The organism is Moraxella sp. CTOTU46934, from assembly GCF_031979465.1.
GTDB classification, from domain to species: Bacteria; Pseudomonadota; Gammaproteobacteria; order Pseudomonadales; family Moraxellaceae; genus Faucicola; species Faucicola tetraodonis.
The window spans coordinates 35,619-52,041 of record NZ_DALZEG010000013.1; the positions used below are offsets into that span (position 1 = coordinate 35,619).

The window sequence follows — 16,423 nt, forward strand, 5'->3', positions numbered from 1 at the left end:
CTCTACCAACTGAGCTAACGATCCAAAACTGTTAAGGCAATCAAAAACGATTTTCACGTTTTTATTTTGGCTATTGCCGTTAAGTGAGTGCATATTATACGCATTAAATCTTGGTTTGCAAGCCTTTTTGCACAATTTTTTTAACTAAAGATTTGCATCGAAATAGAGGCGTAAATTCATCGACTTATCATACCTTTAACTTATCTCGTCTTGATTAGATAAGTCTAATTAGTTAGATAAGTATTGACGAGCTAGATGATGACTAAATAGGTGATAAAACTTTTATTCACCACCTGATAAGGCATCAACAGGATTGAGTCTGGCGGCATTGCGCGCCGGAATAAACCCAAAAACCACACCAATGAGAGTGGAACACACCACAGCCGCTACAATGGAGGTGGTTGAATACACCACTTGGAAATTACCCCCTGCAAATTTGTTAATTAAAGCGCCGATACCAAACGCTAGGCTAATACCTAAAATCCCGCCCAAGATACATACCAAAATCGCTTCTATCAAAAACTGCTGCATGATATCAGATTGTCTTGCGCCCACTGCCATGCGCACACCAATTTCACTGGTACGTTCGGTAACTGAGACGAGCATGATATTCATGACGCCAATACCCCCCACGATCAAAGAAATAATGGCTATCGACGAAACCAGTAATGTCATCGTGCCTGTGGTGGATTCAATCGTCTGACGAATTGAATCAGAATTTTGAATACGAAAGTCATCGGTGCCGTGTCGCTGCTCTATCAAATCAGAAACAGCTTGCTCAGCGGCACTAGACGAGATAGTATTTTTTAGTAGCACAATAAAACTATCTACATGACTAGTACCAACCATTCTATGCATCACAGTGGTATAAGGCATATATAGGGTAGGGGTGTCTGAACTTGGACCAAAAGCTTGCTCAGACGGCTGCAATACACCGATGACGCGAGCGGGCACACTACCCACCAACATCACTTCACCAATGGGATGGCTGACATTGGCAAAAAAGGCGGTTTTTGCATTATTATCAATAATCACATCTTGGGTCATCGAGGTGATACTATTGTCATTAAAAGTTTGCCCAAGCGCGAGTTTTTCGCCTTTCACCGTTAGATAATCTTTGCCCACGCCACTGACATTCACAGAAGCTTCTGTTTCACGGTAACGGGCGGTGGCGGTATTGCTGCTGACTTGTGGACTGACGCTTTGCACATAAGGTTGTTCTGCGACAGCATTGGCATCGGCATCTGTTAAATTATTATCATGGTATTTACGGCGAGGGTCACCAAATTTATAGCCATCTCGTACGGTTAAAGTATTGGTGCCTAAGGAGCTGATATCATTGAGAATTTTTTGTTGAGAGCCTTGCCCTAGACCCACTACCGATACCACAGAGGCAATACCAATGATAATACCTAGCATGGTTAACAATGTGCGCATTTTATGGGCTTTCATCGCCAAAACCGACATCTTAAAGGCTTCAGCTAATCGGTCTAAAAACGCGGTCACACCAGATTTTTTGGCAAAATTTAGGTGTTGAACCGCTTTGGTTTTATCAAATCTATTGTCGGTATAATAATCTTTAAGAATCTGTCCGTCTTTGATTTCAATCACGCGTTCGGCTTGGGCAGCGATAGAAGGATCGTGGGTCACCATAATGATGGTATGACCTTGGCTATTTAGATTTCTCAAAATTGCCATCACGTCTTTGCCCGATTGGCTATCTAATGCCCCAGTCGGTTCATCAGCCAGGATAATGTCGCCACCATTCATTAAGGCACGAGCAATAGACACACGCTGTTGTTGACCACCGGAGAGTTGGCTTGGGCGATTTTGGGTTTTTGCCGCAAGCCCTAAGTCGTCTAATAATTGAGTGGCGCGCGCTTCACGTTGCCGCACCGGCATCCCTGCATACACAGCGGGGACGGCGACATTGTCTTGGGCATTGATGTCACCGAGTAAATGATAGCGCTGAAAAATAAAGCCAAAATGCTCACGGCGAAGCTCGGCAAGTTCGTCTGCGCTGAGTTTGTCCACCGCTTTGCCATAGATGTGGTAACTGCCCGCAGTCGCCTGATCTAGGCAGCCTAAGATATTCATTAAGGTGGATTTACCCGAGCCTGATTGACCGATAATTGCGACCATTTCACCTTCATAAATGGTCAAGTCAATCCCATGTAAAACCCGAATTTTTTCATCACCTGCAGGGAATTCGCGGATTAAATCCTTCACTTCCATAATAGGTTGTTTGGTATCTTGCGTTATCATCAGCCGTGTGTCTCACAGTTAGCATGCGTCATAGGGTTAGCATGCGTCATAGGTTACAATCAACGTTTACAATCTAGGGTTATCATCTACCGATGGTTACATCATCGGTGGACGACCATTATTTTTAGACGATGAACTTGATTTACTTGCCGTTGCTTGACCCACAACCACCTTATCCCCTTGGTTGACGCCGCTAAGAATTTGGGTGGTAATACGATTGGTGACACCTGTTTTGACCGCTTGTTTTTTGGTAGTACCGTCGGCTTGTACGACTTCAACATAACTGCCCATTTTTGGGTCGGTTTTGATTGCCGCAGCGGGTACGCTAAGCACATTACTGACTTTATTTTCAACAATATAGACTTGCGCTGTCATGTTGATGCGTAGCGCGCCATCGGGATTGGGGACAGTAAAATAACCAATGTAATAAATCGCTGAATCCGTTGACGTTGATGAATCACTGGCGGTAGTGCCATCGGGCGCAGGTCCAATGGTCGACAGTGTGGCTTGGTATTTCTTATCTGGGCGTCCAATGATATTGAAATAAACAGGCAACCCTACTTTTAGGTTAACGACATCGGCTTCTGATATTTTGGCTTTCACGCGCACACTGCTCAAATCTGCCAATGTCACAATGGTGGGGGCTGATTGATTGGCGTTTACTGTTTGCCCTTGTTTGGTGGTGATAGAAATCACCGTGCCTGACATTGGGGCAACAATTTGGCTATATCCAAGATTTTTTTCAGCCGTATTGACGTCCGTTTGCGATTTTTTTATGGTTTGTTGTGCACTAACAATATCGGCTTGCGATGAGGCAATATTTGCTTGGGCAGTCGCAATCGCTTCTTTGGCACTGTCTACATTGGCTTGCGCTGTTTTGACAGCGGTACCCGCTTGCTCCAGCTCTTGTTTGGAGATGGCATTCATGGCAAGCAAGGATTTTAGGCGATTGTATTCTGTTTGCGATTGTTGCAAGGTTGCTATTTTACCTTTCAAGTCGGCTCGCGCTGTGGCAAGCGCGGCTTGTTTGGTCTGATAGGCGGACTTGGTACTTTCCAAATTCGCTTTGCTTTGCTGTAAAGTAGCCTGCTGCGTGGTTAAGGTATTTTGGAGGGTAACTGGGTCAATTTGAGCAATAACATCGCCTTTTTTGACCGTATCACCAACCTCGACATACAATTTTGTTACTTCCCCTGACACCTGAGCCCCCACATCCACTTGTTTAATGCCTTCAATTTTGCCCGTCGACATCACACTGTTTTCAATATCGCTACGTTCGACATTGGCGGTGATGTAATTGGGTTTTTGGGGTTTGGGTTTAAAGTACCAATAAGCTAACGCTGCCAGCGAAATAACGATCAAACTTAAGATTGCCCATTTGAGCCATTTTTTTTGGGTAGCGGTCATCGTGCCAAGCCTTATCAAGGGATAAACAATTGAAAAAAAATTAAAAGTGAACAAACAAAGTTTTTTACCACTGAGCATTAAAAGCTAAATGAGAATAAATTGCAATAAAAATAGGTAAGTCGCAAGGATTTTTAATTATAACGACATAATCTTACTGGATTATAAAATAAATGTTATGAGTAACAAAAACGCATTAAAAATTTGGGGGGTGGTGGATTGTATTGTAATTTGATGGGCGGGTTGTTTGAAGGGTTGCAAAGATTGCAAAGGTTGCGGAGCATTTTTAAAAGCAACTTTTAAAGTAACTTTTAAAGCAACTAGTGAAATAATGGTTGACCCGCTAGACGAAAAGCGAGTTGGTAGAGCAGCTCCCAAGCCGGTTGTTGCACCAGACCTTTGATGGCTTGGTCGGCTTGGTACAGTGCATCCGACCAGTTTCGGGTGGCGTCATGGGAATGACGATGCAGGGCTTTACTGTACAGCTGTTGCTTGCTTTGCCAAATGCCGAGGCTTTGATAGCTTGCCCCTGATTGCAAGCTTAAAATATTGCGCATATCTTTGGCTATCATCCATAACACCAGACTCTCTGGTTCTTCACTGGCTTTGAGTTGCTGCAAGATTTTTGCAACCTGCGCGGTATCACCTGCCAACATGGCATCCGATAAATCAAAGGTGGTAAACATAGATTGACTCACCAACCCATCAAACAGCTGAGACTCATCGATGGTCACAAAATGGGTAGGGGGATTCGCATCTGTTGTAGCATAGAGATAGGAGAGTCGCCACAGACTTTGGTAAGCCGCTAGCAAATTATGCTGAGTTTGTGCCATTAGCATTTGCCAAGCGGGTTTGGTGAGTTCGAGCCCAAAGTCTTGCGCGTGTTGCTGTAGCAGTTGTTCGCGTTGCTGTTCTTGATAAAGATGACATTCGATGACCTGACCAAATTTATCGCAAAGCGAAAAAAACGCACTGCTTTGGCTTTTCTTATCGTATTTATCACTGATAATGACTAAGCAATTGCTTGGATTGCTCGTCGCAAATTGCGCTAATTCTGCTAACGCCTCTTTATCGGGTTTATGATTACCGTGAACGATAATGGCTTTGTTGTCGTCAAACAGTGACAGACTGTTCAGCTCTGCCAAAACCGCTTGCCATGATTTGGCGCTGGTAATATCCATGCGCGAAATTGCCATATTATGCTGCCGCCAATTGGGCGACATTTTTTCTATCAGCCACTGTGACAGCAAATCTTCATCGCCATGCATTAGCCACAGGCCAGTGGCTGGGTCTTGCCTATTTTTGAGATGTTGAAAGGCATTTAAAAAATTGTACTGCATCAGCGTATTATCAATTAGGTTAGGTAGGGTTAGGGGGTAGTTGCGGTCGGCACTTTGGTGATTTTTGGAAGGCTCAGTGCGACATATTGGTCAGCAATACGCTGCGCCAGGTTATCATACAACCATACTTTAATTTGCTCGGCTTGGGGATTGTCGGTCGCTACCACGCCTTGGTCATACTGATAGCTGCGCTGTACTTGAATCGTATTGGTCAGCGTGCGGGGTTGACCATTTTCAATGGCGCGATAGCTTACCTCTGCGCTTAGTACCATGCGAATTTCGGTCAAAATACCGCGTAGCTGGTAGTTTTGCAGGCGAATGTTTTTGACTTCAATACTGGCAGGCAAGGTAGTATTTGATTGGTTGGTTGTATTTTTATCAATCACCCTATCTTGGGTATTGATGCTTAGCTGGTGGAGTTGTTTTTTTAACGAATTTTTGACCGCATAGGCTTCAGGCGTGTTGTTAAAAATCAGCTCAGTGGTTGGGATATTCTGTGACATAGGCGCATCATACCCGCGTAGATGAAAACCACAGGCAGGTAGCTGCGTCAGTAACACACTGCTTAGGAGGATACGAAGTAATGGCTGATTCATATAGTTACCTGTCTGTTAGTTACCCATCTATGATTGTCGGTATTGCTTGTGATAATACTATATTATGAAGCTTTAAGTTATTATAAAGCTTTAAGGTCAAAAAGGGCTTAGGTTGCCAATAAGCCCTTGTAATCAATTAGGCTTTTACCACAATATTGACCAGTTTATTGGGCACCACGATTTCTTTGACGATATCGCCGGTGATAAATTTAGCGACGCTGTCGAGTTGTTTCGCTTCGGCTTTTAACCAATCGCTATCACTGTTTGGCGCCACATCCATTTGACCCCGGATTTTGCCGTTGACTTGCACCACCATGGTAATAGTGTCTTGTACCAAGGCTGAAGTATCAACGGTTGGATAGGTTAGTGTCATCACATCAATCCCTAACTCCTCAAGTAGGACTTCTGCCATGTGCGGCGCGTACATGGTGAGCAAGGTCAATAACGTCAACAGTGCTTCATTGGCTACCGCCAAGTCGCTGTCTGAATGAATGTCAAATGCAGTGAGTTCGTTCGACAGTTCCATTAAAAATGACACAGGCGTATTGAGCGCCAAATTTTTGCCAAACGCGTCATCTAATTTGCCGATAGTATCATGTGTTTTACGGCGTAGATTTTTAGCGGCTTTACTCAGCGACTGGGTGTCACTCACCGATAGCGTTGTTGCGGTTAAAGATTGTTGTGCCAATGTTTCGGCATGCTCGATGGTATAACGCCATACTTTTTTCAAAAAGTTATACGGACCTTTTAGTCCATCGTCAATCCATTCAAGCGTCTGGTCGACAGGCGCGGTAAACATGGTGTAAAGTCGAACTGTATCTGCGCCATATTGATCAATAGTCGCTTGCGGGTCGACACCATTGTTTTTTGACTTTGACATTTTTTCGATTTTGCCAATTTTGACTGGCTGACCATCGGCTTTTAAGGTCGCTTCGATGGGCTGACCTTTGTCGTTGTAGCGGATATCAACTTCTTCTGGAAAGTAATAGGATTTGCTACCATCGGCATTTTCGCGCAGATAAGTACCCGCCAAGACCATGCCTTGGGTGAGTAAATTGGCAAAGGGTTCATCTCCCTGCACCAAGCCTTCATCACGCATAAGTTTGTGGAAAAAACGCGCATACAGTAAGTGTAACACAGCGTGCTCAACACCGCCTACATATTGATCTACAGGTAGCCATTTATCGGCCGCGACTTTATTAATCATCCCATCGGTATAATTGGGTGAGGCAAAACGCGCGTAATACCAGCTTGATTCTACAAAAGTATCAAAGGTATCAGTTTCACGTTTGGCAGGCTTACCACAACATGGGCAGTTGACATCAGTAAATGAAGCGAGATTGTTGAGGGGATTGCCACGTCCATCGGGCACTACATCTAAAGGTAATACCACAGGCAGCTGATTTTCAGGAACAGGCACTGTACCGCAGTCGGCGCAGTTGATCACCGGAATTGGGCAACCCCAATAACGCTGGCGAGATACTCCCCAATCACGTAGCCGATAATTAATGGTTTTTTTACCCAAGCCTTTTGGCTCAAGTTGGGTTAAAATTTTGTCAAAGGCTTGTTTAAAATTTAAACCATCTAACTCACCCGAGTTAATAGCCACGCCATTTTGCTTATCGCCATACCAGTCTTGCCAAGTCGTCGCATCAAACTGTTGACCTTGCTTATGGTTTTCGTCCAGGTCAATCACTTGCTTAATAGGTAACTGGTATTTATTGGCAAATTCAAAGTCGCGTTCATCATGCGCAGGGACTGCCATGACAGCGCCAGAACCGTAGCTCATTAATACATAGTTAGCGACCCAAACAGGCACTTGCTGACCTGTCAACGGATGGGTGACAGTCAGACCCGTATCCATACCCATTTTTTCAGCTTTGGCTAAGTCTGCTTCGGCAACTGAGCCTTTTTTGCAGGCTTCAATAAAGCTTTGTAGGGCAGGATTGGTCGCGGCAGCGTGTTTTGCCAGTGGATGCTCAGCTGCCACCGATACATAAGTCACGCCCATTAAGGTATCAGGACGGGTAGTGAATACATCTAGGGTTTTTTCTTCACCATTTAAGGTATAGGGAAAATGAATTTCCATGCCTTCAGAGCGACCAATCCAGTTGCGCTGCATGGTAATCACTTGCTGTGGCCAATGACCTTCTAGCTTATCCAAATCATTTAACAGCTCGTCTGCATAGGCGGTGATATTAAAGTAGTACATGGGGATTTCGCGTTTTTCAATTAGCGCACCTGAGCGCCAACCGCGACCATCCACCACTTGCTCATTGGCAAGGACGGTATTATCAACAGGGTCCCAATTCACAGTTGAGAGTTTTTTGTATACCAAGCCTTTTTTGAACAGTTGTACAAATAGCCATTGTTCCCACTTATAGTATTCGGGCGTACAAGTAGCAAATTCACGTGACCAGTCAATCGATAGTCCTAATGATTTAAGCTGTGCGCGCATGTTATCAATGTTTGAAAACGTCCACGCAGCAGGGGCAACAGCATTGGCAATCGCTGCATTTTCTGCAGGCATACCAAACGCATCCCAGCCCATTGGCTGCAATACTTCATAACCTTTTAACCGGTAGTAACGGCTCAACACATCACTAATCGTGTAGTTGCGCACGTGCCCCATATGCAGCTTGCCACTGGGGTAGGGAAACATAGACAGCAAATAACGTGACGGCTTATCAGATGCCGCGTTGTTTACTTGATAGCGATTTTGCTGTTCCCATTTTTGTTGTTGGGCGGGCTCAATCTCTTGGGGTTGGTATTGACTGGTTAAAGCTGAATTACTCATAATGGTCTGAATTTGCAGTATTTGAATGGGAAGGTATTTTAAGCCCCATAGCATAGCGTAAAACCGTAAAAATTGCGATAAAAAAAGGAGCCAATATGAGCATCACCATCTACGGTATCAAAAACTGTAGCACCATGAAAAAGGCGTTTGATAAATTAACTGCGCTAAGTTTGGAGTATGAATTTTTTGACTACAAAAAACAGGCGATAAGCAAACCAACATTAGCCCATTGGGTCGAAACAGTTGGTATCGACAAAATCATGAATAGCAAAGGCACAACCTACCGCAACCTTAGCGATGCGCAAAAAGCCCAAGCCAAAGCCGATACCGAGTTTGCCATCACTTTGATGACAGAGCAACCCAGTATCATCAAACGCCCGATTGTCGTCTCAAACAATGAGTTAATCATTGGTTTTGATGAAATTGCCTTTGAAAAACTAGGTATGTAAAACTAGGCAAGTAAAGAGGGACAAGGAAAAGTCAATCCGCAATAAAAAAGCGAGTAACTAAAACTCGCTTTTTTAAATGGCGGGTAAAAATTATTTTACCGCACTAGCAACCGCAGATTTGACCGCATTTGCAGTTTCAACTGGGGTAGAGGCTGCACCACGTTCTTTATTGACGATAGTTTGTGGCGTCATCACAGAAGCGTCTTGTTTGTGATCGCTTAATGAATAAACATACGCCGCCAATAACATAATACGCTCGTTACCCAATTTGGTATCCCAATGTGGCATCACACCGGCACGGCCGTTACGTAACGTAGTACGAACCGTTTCACGGTCGCCACCATATAACCAAATGTCATCCGTAAGATTCACCGCACCGATATCATGGTTACCTTTACCATCTTTACCGTGACATACCGCACAGTTAGTATCAAAAATAGCCTTACCTTGATTAACCAAAGTTTGGTTCAACTGACCATTTTCTTTTGAACCATGACCGGGTGATAGTGATAGTACGTATTCAGCTGCGGCGCGAACACCATCTTCACCAATCTGCGCTTTCCAAGCTGGCATACCACCCACGCGACCATGATTTAGGGTTAACAAGATTTTATCGGGTGTACCGCCATAAATCCAGTCATTGTCCGTCAAGTTTGGATAACCGGGTGCACCATGCGCTTGTGAGCCATGACACACTGAACAGTTTTGTAAGAACAAACGCTGACCAATTTTAATCGCTTGAGGATCTTGAGAAAGTTTTAGAACGGCAGGTGCCAGTCCTACAATACCTTTATCAATTTGCGATTTTAATTCAGCATTGGGCTCTGCATTTTTAGCTTGCTGCGCTTGTAATTTAGCAAGGCTATCAATTTGCGCCGTTACCGCTTTGTCTTTTAAGATTTTATCATTGAACGTGCCAGTAAATACGGCATTATTGCGCTCAAGATCGGATGCTAATTCATTAGCACTGGTCCAAGGAACATCTTGACCATCTACTTTTACCGTAGTGATACCTTTCCATGAGCCTGGCATTACTGATGGGAACAATAGCATGTATAGTAGTGCCCAAGCTAATGTACCCCAAAAGATTACTAACCACCATTTTGGTAATGGACGGTCAAACTCTTGGATACCATCGTATTCATGGCCTGTAGTACCGTCATCCGACATTTTTGGGCGATAACCCAATACACCGACTAACCAGAACAAAATCCAAGCCCAACAAGCGATGGAAAATAGGGTTATCCAAAAACTCCAAAATCCACTCATTTTTTATCCTTATTGCGTTGTGATGCTTCTGTTAGGTCTTCGTCATCTAACGCAAGTTTTGCATCTTCTTCAAACCGTTTGCGATTCTTTGGCGAGTAAGCCCACCAAACAATCGCAATAAAAGCGATAAACGCTGCGACCGTTGCGATACTGTGTAATGTGCCCAACATTAACGTTGACCTTTCATTGCAGTGCCCAGTTGTTGTAAATATGCAACAACAGCATCGAGCTCAGTTTTACCTTGTACCGCATCAGGTGCACCTGCAATATCAGCATCGCTATAAGGCACACCAAAATGGTCACGGAATAGACGCATTTTTGCTTGTACTTCTCCAGGGTTAACGTCATTTTTTGCTAACCAAGCAAATGATGGCATCACAGACTCAGGTACCAATGATTGTGGGTTAATCAAGTGTTCACGTTGCCAGTCATCAGAATAGCGTCCGCCCACACGCGCAAGATCAGGTCCAGTACGTTTAGAACCCCATAAGAAGGGATGATCCCAAGCGGATTCAGCTGCGCGCGAGTAAGGTCCATAGCGTTCCACTTCAGCCCGAAGAGGACGAACCATTTGGGTATGACAGACGTGACAGCCTTCACGAATATAAATATCACGACCTTCCATCTCAAGGGCAGTCCATGGCTTCATATTGGGCAAAGGTTGGTTAACCTCTTTGGTATAAATCAATGGCACGATTTCTACCAAAGTTGCAAAACTAATAGCTACAACGATTAGGATAACTAAAAGACCCGTGTTTTTTTCAATAATTTCGTGATTGAGTTGCATGAGTCTCTCCTTAAATCTGTTTTACGGTAGCAGTTTCTACTACAGGTGTAGTGGTATCCGCTACTTCAACAGTTTTAGTGCTTGGCATCGTGATAGTTTTGTAGACGTTGTAAGCCATAACGACCATACCTGTGACATACAATAAACCACCAAATGCACGACCAATGTAAGGATAGTGCGAGAACAAGACAGTATCAACGAAACTATACACCAGCGTTCCATCTGGATTTGTAGCACGCCACATCATACCTTGACCAATACCTGAAATCCAAAGCGATACGATGTAGAAAATAGTACCTGCGGTAGCCAGCCAAAAATGCGTGGTGATTAAGTCAGTTGAATACATTTTTTGTTTGTTCCAAATACGTGGAATCAATACATATAATGAACCAACCGTAATCATACCAACCCAGCCTAACGCACCAGAATGCACGTGACCTATCGTCCAGTCAGTATTGTGGGATAACGCATTGACGGTTTTGATTGACATCATCGGACCTTCAAACGTTGACATCGCATAGAATGACAGTGCAACAATCAAGAAACGAATAATAGGGTCTGTGCGAAGTTTGTCCCAGCTACCAGATAAGGTAAGGACACCATTAATCATACCGCCCCATGAAGGCGCAAATAAAATGATAGAAAATACCATCCCTAAAGACTGTGCCCAGTCAGGTAGTGCTGAATAATGAAGATGGTGACCACCCGCCCACATATAAGACGCAATTAACGCCCAAAAGTGGATAATAGATAAACGATAAGAGTAAATAGGACGACCGATTTGTACAGGCACAAAGTAATACATCATACCTAAAAACGCGGCTGTTAAGTAAAAACCTACGGCGTTGTGACCATACCACCATTGCACCATAGCGTCAGTCGCACCGCCAAACAAGGAATATGACTTCCAAAAGCTCAGAGGGATTGACATACTATTGACAATATGCAGTAACGCAATGGTCAAAATAAATGCAGCAAAGAACCAGTTAGCAACGTAGATATGCGAGGTTTTGCGTTTCAATAACGTACCAAAAAACACAATAGCATAAGATATCCACACCACGGCAATTAAGATATCAATGGGCCATTCAAGCTCAGCATATTCTTTCGCTGAGGTTAAACCCAAGGGTAGGGTAATAATTGCGCCAACAATAACAAGGTTCCATCCCCAAAAGGTGAACCAGGCTAGATAAGGTGCGAATAAACGCGTTTTACACGTTCTTTGAACGATATAATATGAAGTTGCGAATAACGCACAACCACCAAATGCAAAAATCACCGCGTTGGTGTGCAATGGACGCAAGTGGCTAAATGTTAGCCAAGGGATACCAAAATTGAGGGCAGGCCATGCCAATTGTGATGCAATGAACACCCCAATTGCCATACCGATAATACCGTATACTACCGCCATGATTGAGAACAACTTAATGATGTCCACTTCATAATCATCGGTAATAGGTATTGCTGTGTTTTGTAAATTCATTCGATGATTTCCTTTACAGCCTATATTATCAACAAGTTTAAGCAGAAATCTCCTTTGTGCCTGTCAATAAAACTATCAGGTCAGATACGTTGGCACTAGTTATTTTTTTATAAGATAGGCTAACTGTTTAGTGGCTAGTTTCACGATGAATTTTAAAGAAATTAGCGGCTAAATCTTGACGCAAAACAGTAAATTTACAAGCAGTAAAATAGGCTCAAACTCACGATTCTCACCAAGTATTGTAACTTAATCTTTGCTAAATATCATCTAATGTAACGTTCATACCGCAAAAAAAAATTACATACCAACTATTATAATATGAAAAATAAAAAAAACCATGTAAATTGTGGGGATTTTTTTTAACATCCCATACACTATCTAGTAACAATGCTAAAAATGGTTAACCGAGCGCCATTATCGTTGTTCTATAAATAGGTTTATTATGGGTTAGAGAATTGTCATTCTTACAAAATCTCGGTAAGATGCACAAGTTCTAATACAACTAACGACAATGAGGATTTAAAATGGCTAAAATTTTAACACAAGAATGGTTTGATAAAGTTGACGAATTAACCAACAAAGCAGGTGACCTAAATCTCCCACCCGCGATTAAAAATATGTCGATTAATTTACAAGTCACCGATAGCGACAATCAAGAAGTCAATGCAGCTTTTTACGATGGTACGATTCATCAAGGTTTAAAAGATGGCGCTTTAACCACCTTAAAACTTGATGCCGACACCTTAAAAGCAATCTTTTTAGATCGTGATATGAACCGTGCGATGGAAGCCTTTATGTCTGGCAAAATCCGCGTTGAAGGCGATATGGGACAGTTAATGTCTATCCAAACTGCAAGCCCAAGCGCTGAGCAAAAACAGCTTTTCAAAGACATCTTAGCCAATACACAAGTGTAATCGGGTTAATAGCATAATAGATGTTATTGCTAGCATCATCCGTGTGTTAAGCGAAATATCACTAACACCCCGAGCACAAAGAAAATCATCGATAATATTCGGTGATTTTTTTTATCGGGCGCTTGGGTAGGGTACAGTAGCAAACCTGTGGTATAAACCATCAGACCATTGACTGGGCTAGTTTGAGTGGCTAAGGTGGTTTGGGGTGCTAAGGTCGTTTGAGTAGATAGTCGGAGTGGGCTGTGATTTACCAATCCAGTCTGGGCTTGGATAGCGTCTGAAGTAGAAACTGCGGATTTAGTCGACTGATTTGGCATGGGTCATCTTCCCAAAATAACTGATAGAACACTCACAAAACGCTAGCGGCTGATATTGGGTAGGCGGTTGAGCCGCTATAGAATTTATGACGTTGATTGATAAAAATTGATTAAAATCAAATTTAAAATAACGATAATATAAAATTATAGTCAATTCAATGAATTAAATAAAATAACGCGCAAAATTTACATTTATTTACAAAATAATAAAGCCACTGTCATAGTCGGCAGTGGCTTCGAGAAATTTAACCAATGATTTTAGCGGGGAAAGGCTTAAAACGCTCTATAATTGGTGGCTGCTTTTTTCTGATTTTCCATAAAAATAGCACCCTGTAGCCAAATATTGGCTTGAATATAATCGTTGACTTGAATGGTGGCATCGATGTTATCGGCATTGACCGCTAAACGAATAACGACAGGATTATCAAGGCTTTCACGTAATATCACCACATCAAGCAATACAAATTCAACGCCGTTAAAGCTGGCAGTTTGTTTGCCAATAATTTGACCTTGACACCAGGCTTCATCTTGTTGACCGATGGTTTCACCAAATAAATAAGCACACATGTGACCGACATTGATTTCAATTGGCTCCAGCGGCAAGTCGTTTTCGCTAGGTTGCCAAGCGGCGATTTGGGCTTCAAGATCTTTTGGGGCAACGTTATTATTTTTGGTCAAAATATCATTAAAAGCGCGGTGATAGCGAATCGCTTCAGGCTCATCAACCACAATAGTTTCTGAGCGGTTACTCAAGCTTACGGTGTAAGCAAATGCACTCAGATTGATTAAGTAGCGGTGATTTTTTTCATAGTTGTGGGCATTGATGGCATAATACTGGTCAAATACATACAGCACGGTATTATCATCAGTTTTTAAGCGCAAAATCGCCTCTATCTGATTGTCACATTTATAGACACCTTCAATCGTGACCCATTGCCCATACGGACTATTGACACAAGGAAACGCATTAATCAAACGTTTGGGTGAGCGATTGCTATCAATTTCAATCACTTGATTGATATGAATCGGCTGATTACCCGATAGTAAAATATGCGAAGACGTGGCGTTGGTAGTCTTTAGTGGGGTAGGGAGAGTGGCAGTATCGATATGCGATTGCAACCAATTTGGGACGTCATCGGGAATATTGTTGGTAAAACATGACCAGTGATCTGCATGACCAACCACTTGATCACAGTTTAAACTAATCGTATTGGGGGCATTTGAAGAAGGGGGTTGGTGAGTATTGGTCATAAGACGTCCTTTAAGTAACAACAGGTTTATCAACCCTTGATTAAGCAGGGATGAAATTTAATTCTGCTATGTTAATGGGGACATGCAGAATTTTTTCACCTTATTTTGCTTAAAACATCCACAATTTATTGCGCAGATATGTTTGATTCTGCGAATTTTTAGCAAAATTGCAAAAAAACTTTTGCCAAAATGGTAAAAAAGTGTGTCAGACTAACACGCTTTTAGCAGGCTTGAATAATAGTTTTGAAATAAGCTATTTCATTGCCTGCTTGTATCATCAAAATAGTGATAATTTTTAGGAATGCTATGTTTCGACCGTTGGCTTTGTTTTTAGGATTACGGTATACCCGTGCTGAGCGAAGTAACCGATTTATTTCTTTTATTTCTTTGATTTCAATGGTGGGTTTGACGCTTGGCGTCGCCGTGCTCATTACTGTGTTATCGGTGATGAATGGCTTTGACCGCGAACTCAAGAGTCGTATTTTGGGGATGGTGCCGCAAGCCACTGTCACTGCCAGTGAAATTATCCCAAACTGGCAGACGCTGGCGCAAACGATTCAACAAAACCCCAAAGTTGAAGCCGTCGCGCCTTTTATCCAATTACAGGGTATGCTCACCGCAAATGGACAAGTCGCAGGTATCATGGTGACAGGTATTGAGCCAAGCTATGAGAAAAAAGTCTCGATTATTCATCAGCATATGGAAAGTGGTAGTGTCGATAGTCTAAAAGCAGGTCAATTTGACATTGTGATTGGCAAGCAAATGGCGGATTCACTGGGGGTGAAACAAGGCGATATGGTCACGCTAGTATTGCCAGAAGCCTCACCATCGCCTGCTGGCGTGATTCCGCGCTTTAAGCGTTTTACCGTCACAGGGGTGTATGACATCAGCCCTGAAGTCAACAATATTATGGCATTCATCCCGATGAATGATGCGGCTACGCTATTGCGTCTGCCTGCGGGGGCGCAGGGTATTCGCATGAAGCTAAAGGATTTGTTTGCCGCACCACAAGTAGCTCAGCAAGCAGCGAGCCTTGCACCCAATATGCTCATGCCTAGTGACTGGACATCGACGCATGGGAATTTATTTGGTGCGATTCAAATGGAAAAAGCCATGGTGGGGTTATTGCTGTTTTTGATTATTTTGGTTGCTGCATTTAACATCGTCTCATCCTTGGTGATGCTGGTGACTGATAAAAAGGCGGACATCGCGATTTTAAAAACCTTTGGGGCGTCGCCTAAGCTCATCACCCAAGTGTTTATGGTGCAAGGATTGTTTATCGGGGTGATTGGTACCGTCGCGGGAACTATCTTGGGCGTGATTTTAGCGTTGACCGTGAGCGATGTGGTAGGCGGCATCAATAATTTATTTGGGTTACATTTATTTGATGCGTATTTTGTCAACTATTTACCTTCACAACTTGAATGGAAAGATGTATCCATCATCGTGGTAGCTTCTCTGGTAATAAGTTTTGTGGCAACCATTTACCCAGCACGCCGAGCAGCTAGCATTCAACCGGCTCAAACATTGCGTTATGAATAGGAGTGAGCC

The 16,423-nt window shown here is 43.1% G+C and carries 14 protein-coding genes and 1 tRNA gene (1 of these 15 running past the window's edge); 3 read left to right on the forward strand and 12 right to left on the reverse strand.

Translation table 11 applies throughout. The annotated features are described in order from the left end of the window. The 6 genes from RTN07_RS09745 to leuS all read right to left on the reverse strand — a co-directional run. Positions 1–24 (reverse strand) — tRNA-Lys (locus RTN07_RS09745) (it extends 152 nt beyond the left edge of the window). Positions 25–282: 258 nt separating this feature from the next. Then, positions 283–2,265 carry a MacB family efflux pump subunit gene (locus RTN07_RS09750; protein WP_312177741.1) on the reverse strand — a complete coding sequence of 661 codons (1,983 nt, stop codon included), beginning with the start codon at positions 2,263–2,265 and terminating at the stop codon, positions 283–285. Positions 2,266–2,361: 96 nt separating this feature from the next. Beyond that, positions 2,362–3,672 (reverse strand): efflux RND transporter periplasmic adaptor subunit, encoded by a 1,311-nt coding sequence (locus tag RTN07_RS09755; RefSeq protein ID WP_312177743.1) that lies wholly within the window; start codon positions 3,670–3,672, stop codon positions 2,362–2,364. Positions 3,673–3,989: 317 nt separating this feature from the next. Then, the gene (holA, locus tag RTN07_RS09760) at positions 3,990–5,009 is read right to left on the reverse strand and encodes a DNA polymerase III subunit delta (RefSeq protein ID WP_312177745.1); all 1,020 of its coding nucleotides are present in this window, start codon (positions 5,007–5,009) and stop codon (positions 3,990–3,992) included. Positions 5,010–5,038: 29 nt separating this feature from the next. Continuing rightward, on the reverse strand, positions 5,039–5,605 hold the full coding sequence (locus RTN07_RS09765) for an LPS-assembly lipoprotein LptE (RefSeq protein WP_312177747.1): 567 nt from the start codon (positions 5,603–5,605) through the stop codon (positions 5,039–5,041). 136 nt (positions 5,606–5,741) lie between these two features. After that, a complete protein-coding gene (gene leuS / locus RTN07_RS09770; protein ID WP_312177748.1) occupies positions 5,742–8,402 on the reverse strand; it encodes a leucine--tRNA ligase in 2,661 nt (886 codons plus the stop codon). Between the two features lie 95 nt (positions 8,403–8,497). On the opposite strand from leuS, the gene RTN07_RS09775 reads away from it, so the two are divergent. Next, positions 8,498–8,851, forward strand: coding sequence for a Spx/MgsR family RNA polymerase-binding regulatory protein (locus RTN07_RS09775; protein ID WP_282841960.1), 354 nt, complete (start codon positions 8,498–8,500; stop codon positions 8,849–8,851). A 90-nt stretch (positions 8,852–8,941) separates the two neighbouring features. Here the strand turns inward: RTN07_RS09775 and ccoP are convergent, their stop codons facing one another. From ccoP to ccoN, 4 genes are read right to left on the reverse strand one after another with little or no spacing between them, the layout of a single operon-like run. Next, entirely contained in the window at positions 8,942–10,120 is a 1,179-nt protein-coding gene (gene ccoP, locus RTN07_RS09780; protein ID WP_312177756.1) for a cytochrome-c oxidase, cbb3-type subunit III, read from the reverse strand. Continuing rightward, complete coding sequence (locus RTN07_RS09785; RefSeq protein WP_065252991.1) at positions 10,117–10,290, reverse strand: cbb3-type cytochrome oxidase subunit 3; 174 nt, start codon at positions 10,288–10,290, stop codon at positions 10,117–10,119. Before RTN07_RS09785 ends, ccoP begins: the two co-directional genes overlap by 4 nt. Next, positions 10,290–10,907 carry a cytochrome-c oxidase, cbb3-type subunit II gene (ccoO, locus tag RTN07_RS09790; RefSeq protein WP_099834234.1) on the reverse strand — a complete coding sequence of 206 codons (618 nt, stop codon included), beginning with the start codon at positions 10,905–10,907 and terminating at the stop codon, positions 10,290–10,292. Before ccoO ends, RTN07_RS09785 begins: the two co-directional genes overlap by 1 nt. Before the next feature lie 10 nt (positions 10,908–10,917). Further along, positions 10,918–12,390, reverse strand: coding sequence for a cytochrome-c oxidase, cbb3-type subunit I (gene ccoN, locus RTN07_RS09795; protein WP_076773937.1), 1,473 nt, complete (start codon positions 12,388–12,390; stop codon positions 10,918–10,920). A gap of 524 nt (positions 12,391–12,914) precedes the next feature. Here ccoN and RTN07_RS09800 point away from each other — a divergent pair. Then, positions 12,915–13,304, forward strand: a complete 390-nt coding sequence (locus RTN07_RS09800) for an SCP2 sterol-binding domain-containing protein (protein ID WP_036597947.1) — start codon at positions 12,915–12,917, stop codon at positions 13,302–13,304. Positions 13,305–13,339: 35 nt separating this feature from the next. Here RTN07_RS09800 and RTN07_RS09805 read toward each other — a convergent pair whose 3' ends face one another. Both RTN07_RS09805 and RTN07_RS09810 read right to left on the reverse strand, forming a co-directional pair. Continuing rightward, positions 13,340–13,621, reverse strand: coding sequence for a hypothetical protein (locus tag RTN07_RS09805; RefSeq protein ID WP_060994341.1), 282 nt, complete (start codon positions 13,619–13,621; stop codon positions 13,340–13,342). 273 nt (positions 13,622–13,894) lie between these two features. Next, on the reverse strand, positions 13,895–14,872 hold the full coding sequence (locus RTN07_RS09810; protein ID WP_312177760.1) for a hypothetical protein: 978 nt from the start codon (positions 14,870–14,872) through the stop codon (positions 13,895–13,897). A 306-nt stretch (positions 14,873–15,178) separates the two neighbouring features. Between RTN07_RS09810 and RTN07_RS09815 the strand changes: the two genes are divergently transcribed. Then, entirely contained in the window at positions 15,179–16,414 is a 1,236-nt protein-coding gene (locus RTN07_RS09815; RefSeq protein ID WP_312177762.1) for a lipoprotein-releasing ABC transporter permease subunit, read from the forward strand. The last annotated feature ends 9 nt before the right edge of the window (positions 16,415–16,423 follow it).

Bases quoted from the DNA above. Each gene is read 5' to 3' on its own strand.
- RTN07_RS09750 (WP_312177741.1), bottom strand. From the start codon at position 2,265: ATGATAACGCAAGATACCAAACAACCTATTATGGAAGTGAAGGATTTA.
- RTN07_RS09755 (WP_312177743.1), bottom strand. From the start codon at position 3,672: ATGACCGCTACCCAAAAAAAATGGCTCAAATGGGCAATCTTAAGTTTG.
- holA (WP_312177745.1), bottom strand. From the start codon at position 5,009: ATGCAGTACAATTTTTTAAATGCCTTTCAACATCTCAAAAATAGGCAA.
- RTN07_RS09765 (WP_312177747.1), bottom strand. From the start codon at position 5,605: ATGAATCAGCCATTACTTCGTATCCTCCTAAGCAGTGTGTTACTGACG.
- leuS (WP_312177748.1), bottom strand. From the start codon at position 8,402: ATGAGTAATTCAGCTTTAACCAGTCAATACCAACCCCAAGAGATTGAG.
- RTN07_RS09775 (WP_282841960.1), top strand. From the start codon at position 8,498: ATGAGCATCACCATCTACGGTATCAAAAACTGTAGCACCATGAAAAAG.
- ccoP (WP_312177756.1), bottom strand. From the start codon at position 10,120: ATGAGTGGATTTTGGAGTTTTTGGATAACCCTATTTTCCATCGCTTGT.
- RTN07_RS09785 (WP_065252991.1), bottom strand. From the start codon at position 10,290: ATGTTGGGCACATTACACAGTATCGCAACGGTCGCAGCGTTTATCGCT.
- ccoO (WP_099834234.1), bottom strand. From the start codon at position 10,907: ATGCAACTCAATCACGAAATTATTGAAAAAAACACGGGTCTTTTAGTT.
- ccoN (WP_076773937.1), bottom strand. From the start codon at position 12,390: ATGAATTTACAAAACACAGCAATACCTATTACCGATGATTATGAAGTG.
- RTN07_RS09800 (WP_036597947.1), top strand. From the start codon at position 12,915: ATGGCTAAAATTTTAACACAAGAATGGTTTGATAAAGTTGACGAATTA.
- RTN07_RS09805 (WP_060994341.1), bottom strand. From the start codon at position 13,621: ATGCCAAATCAGTCGACTAAATCCGCAGTTTCTACTTCAGACGCTATC.
- RTN07_RS09810 (WP_312177760.1), bottom strand. From the start codon at position 14,872: ATGACCAATACTCACCAACCCCCTTCTTCAAATGCCCCCAATACGATT.
- RTN07_RS09815 (WP_312177762.1), top strand. From the start codon at position 15,179: ATGTTTCGACCGTTGGCTTTGTTTTTAGGATTACGGTATACCCGTGCT.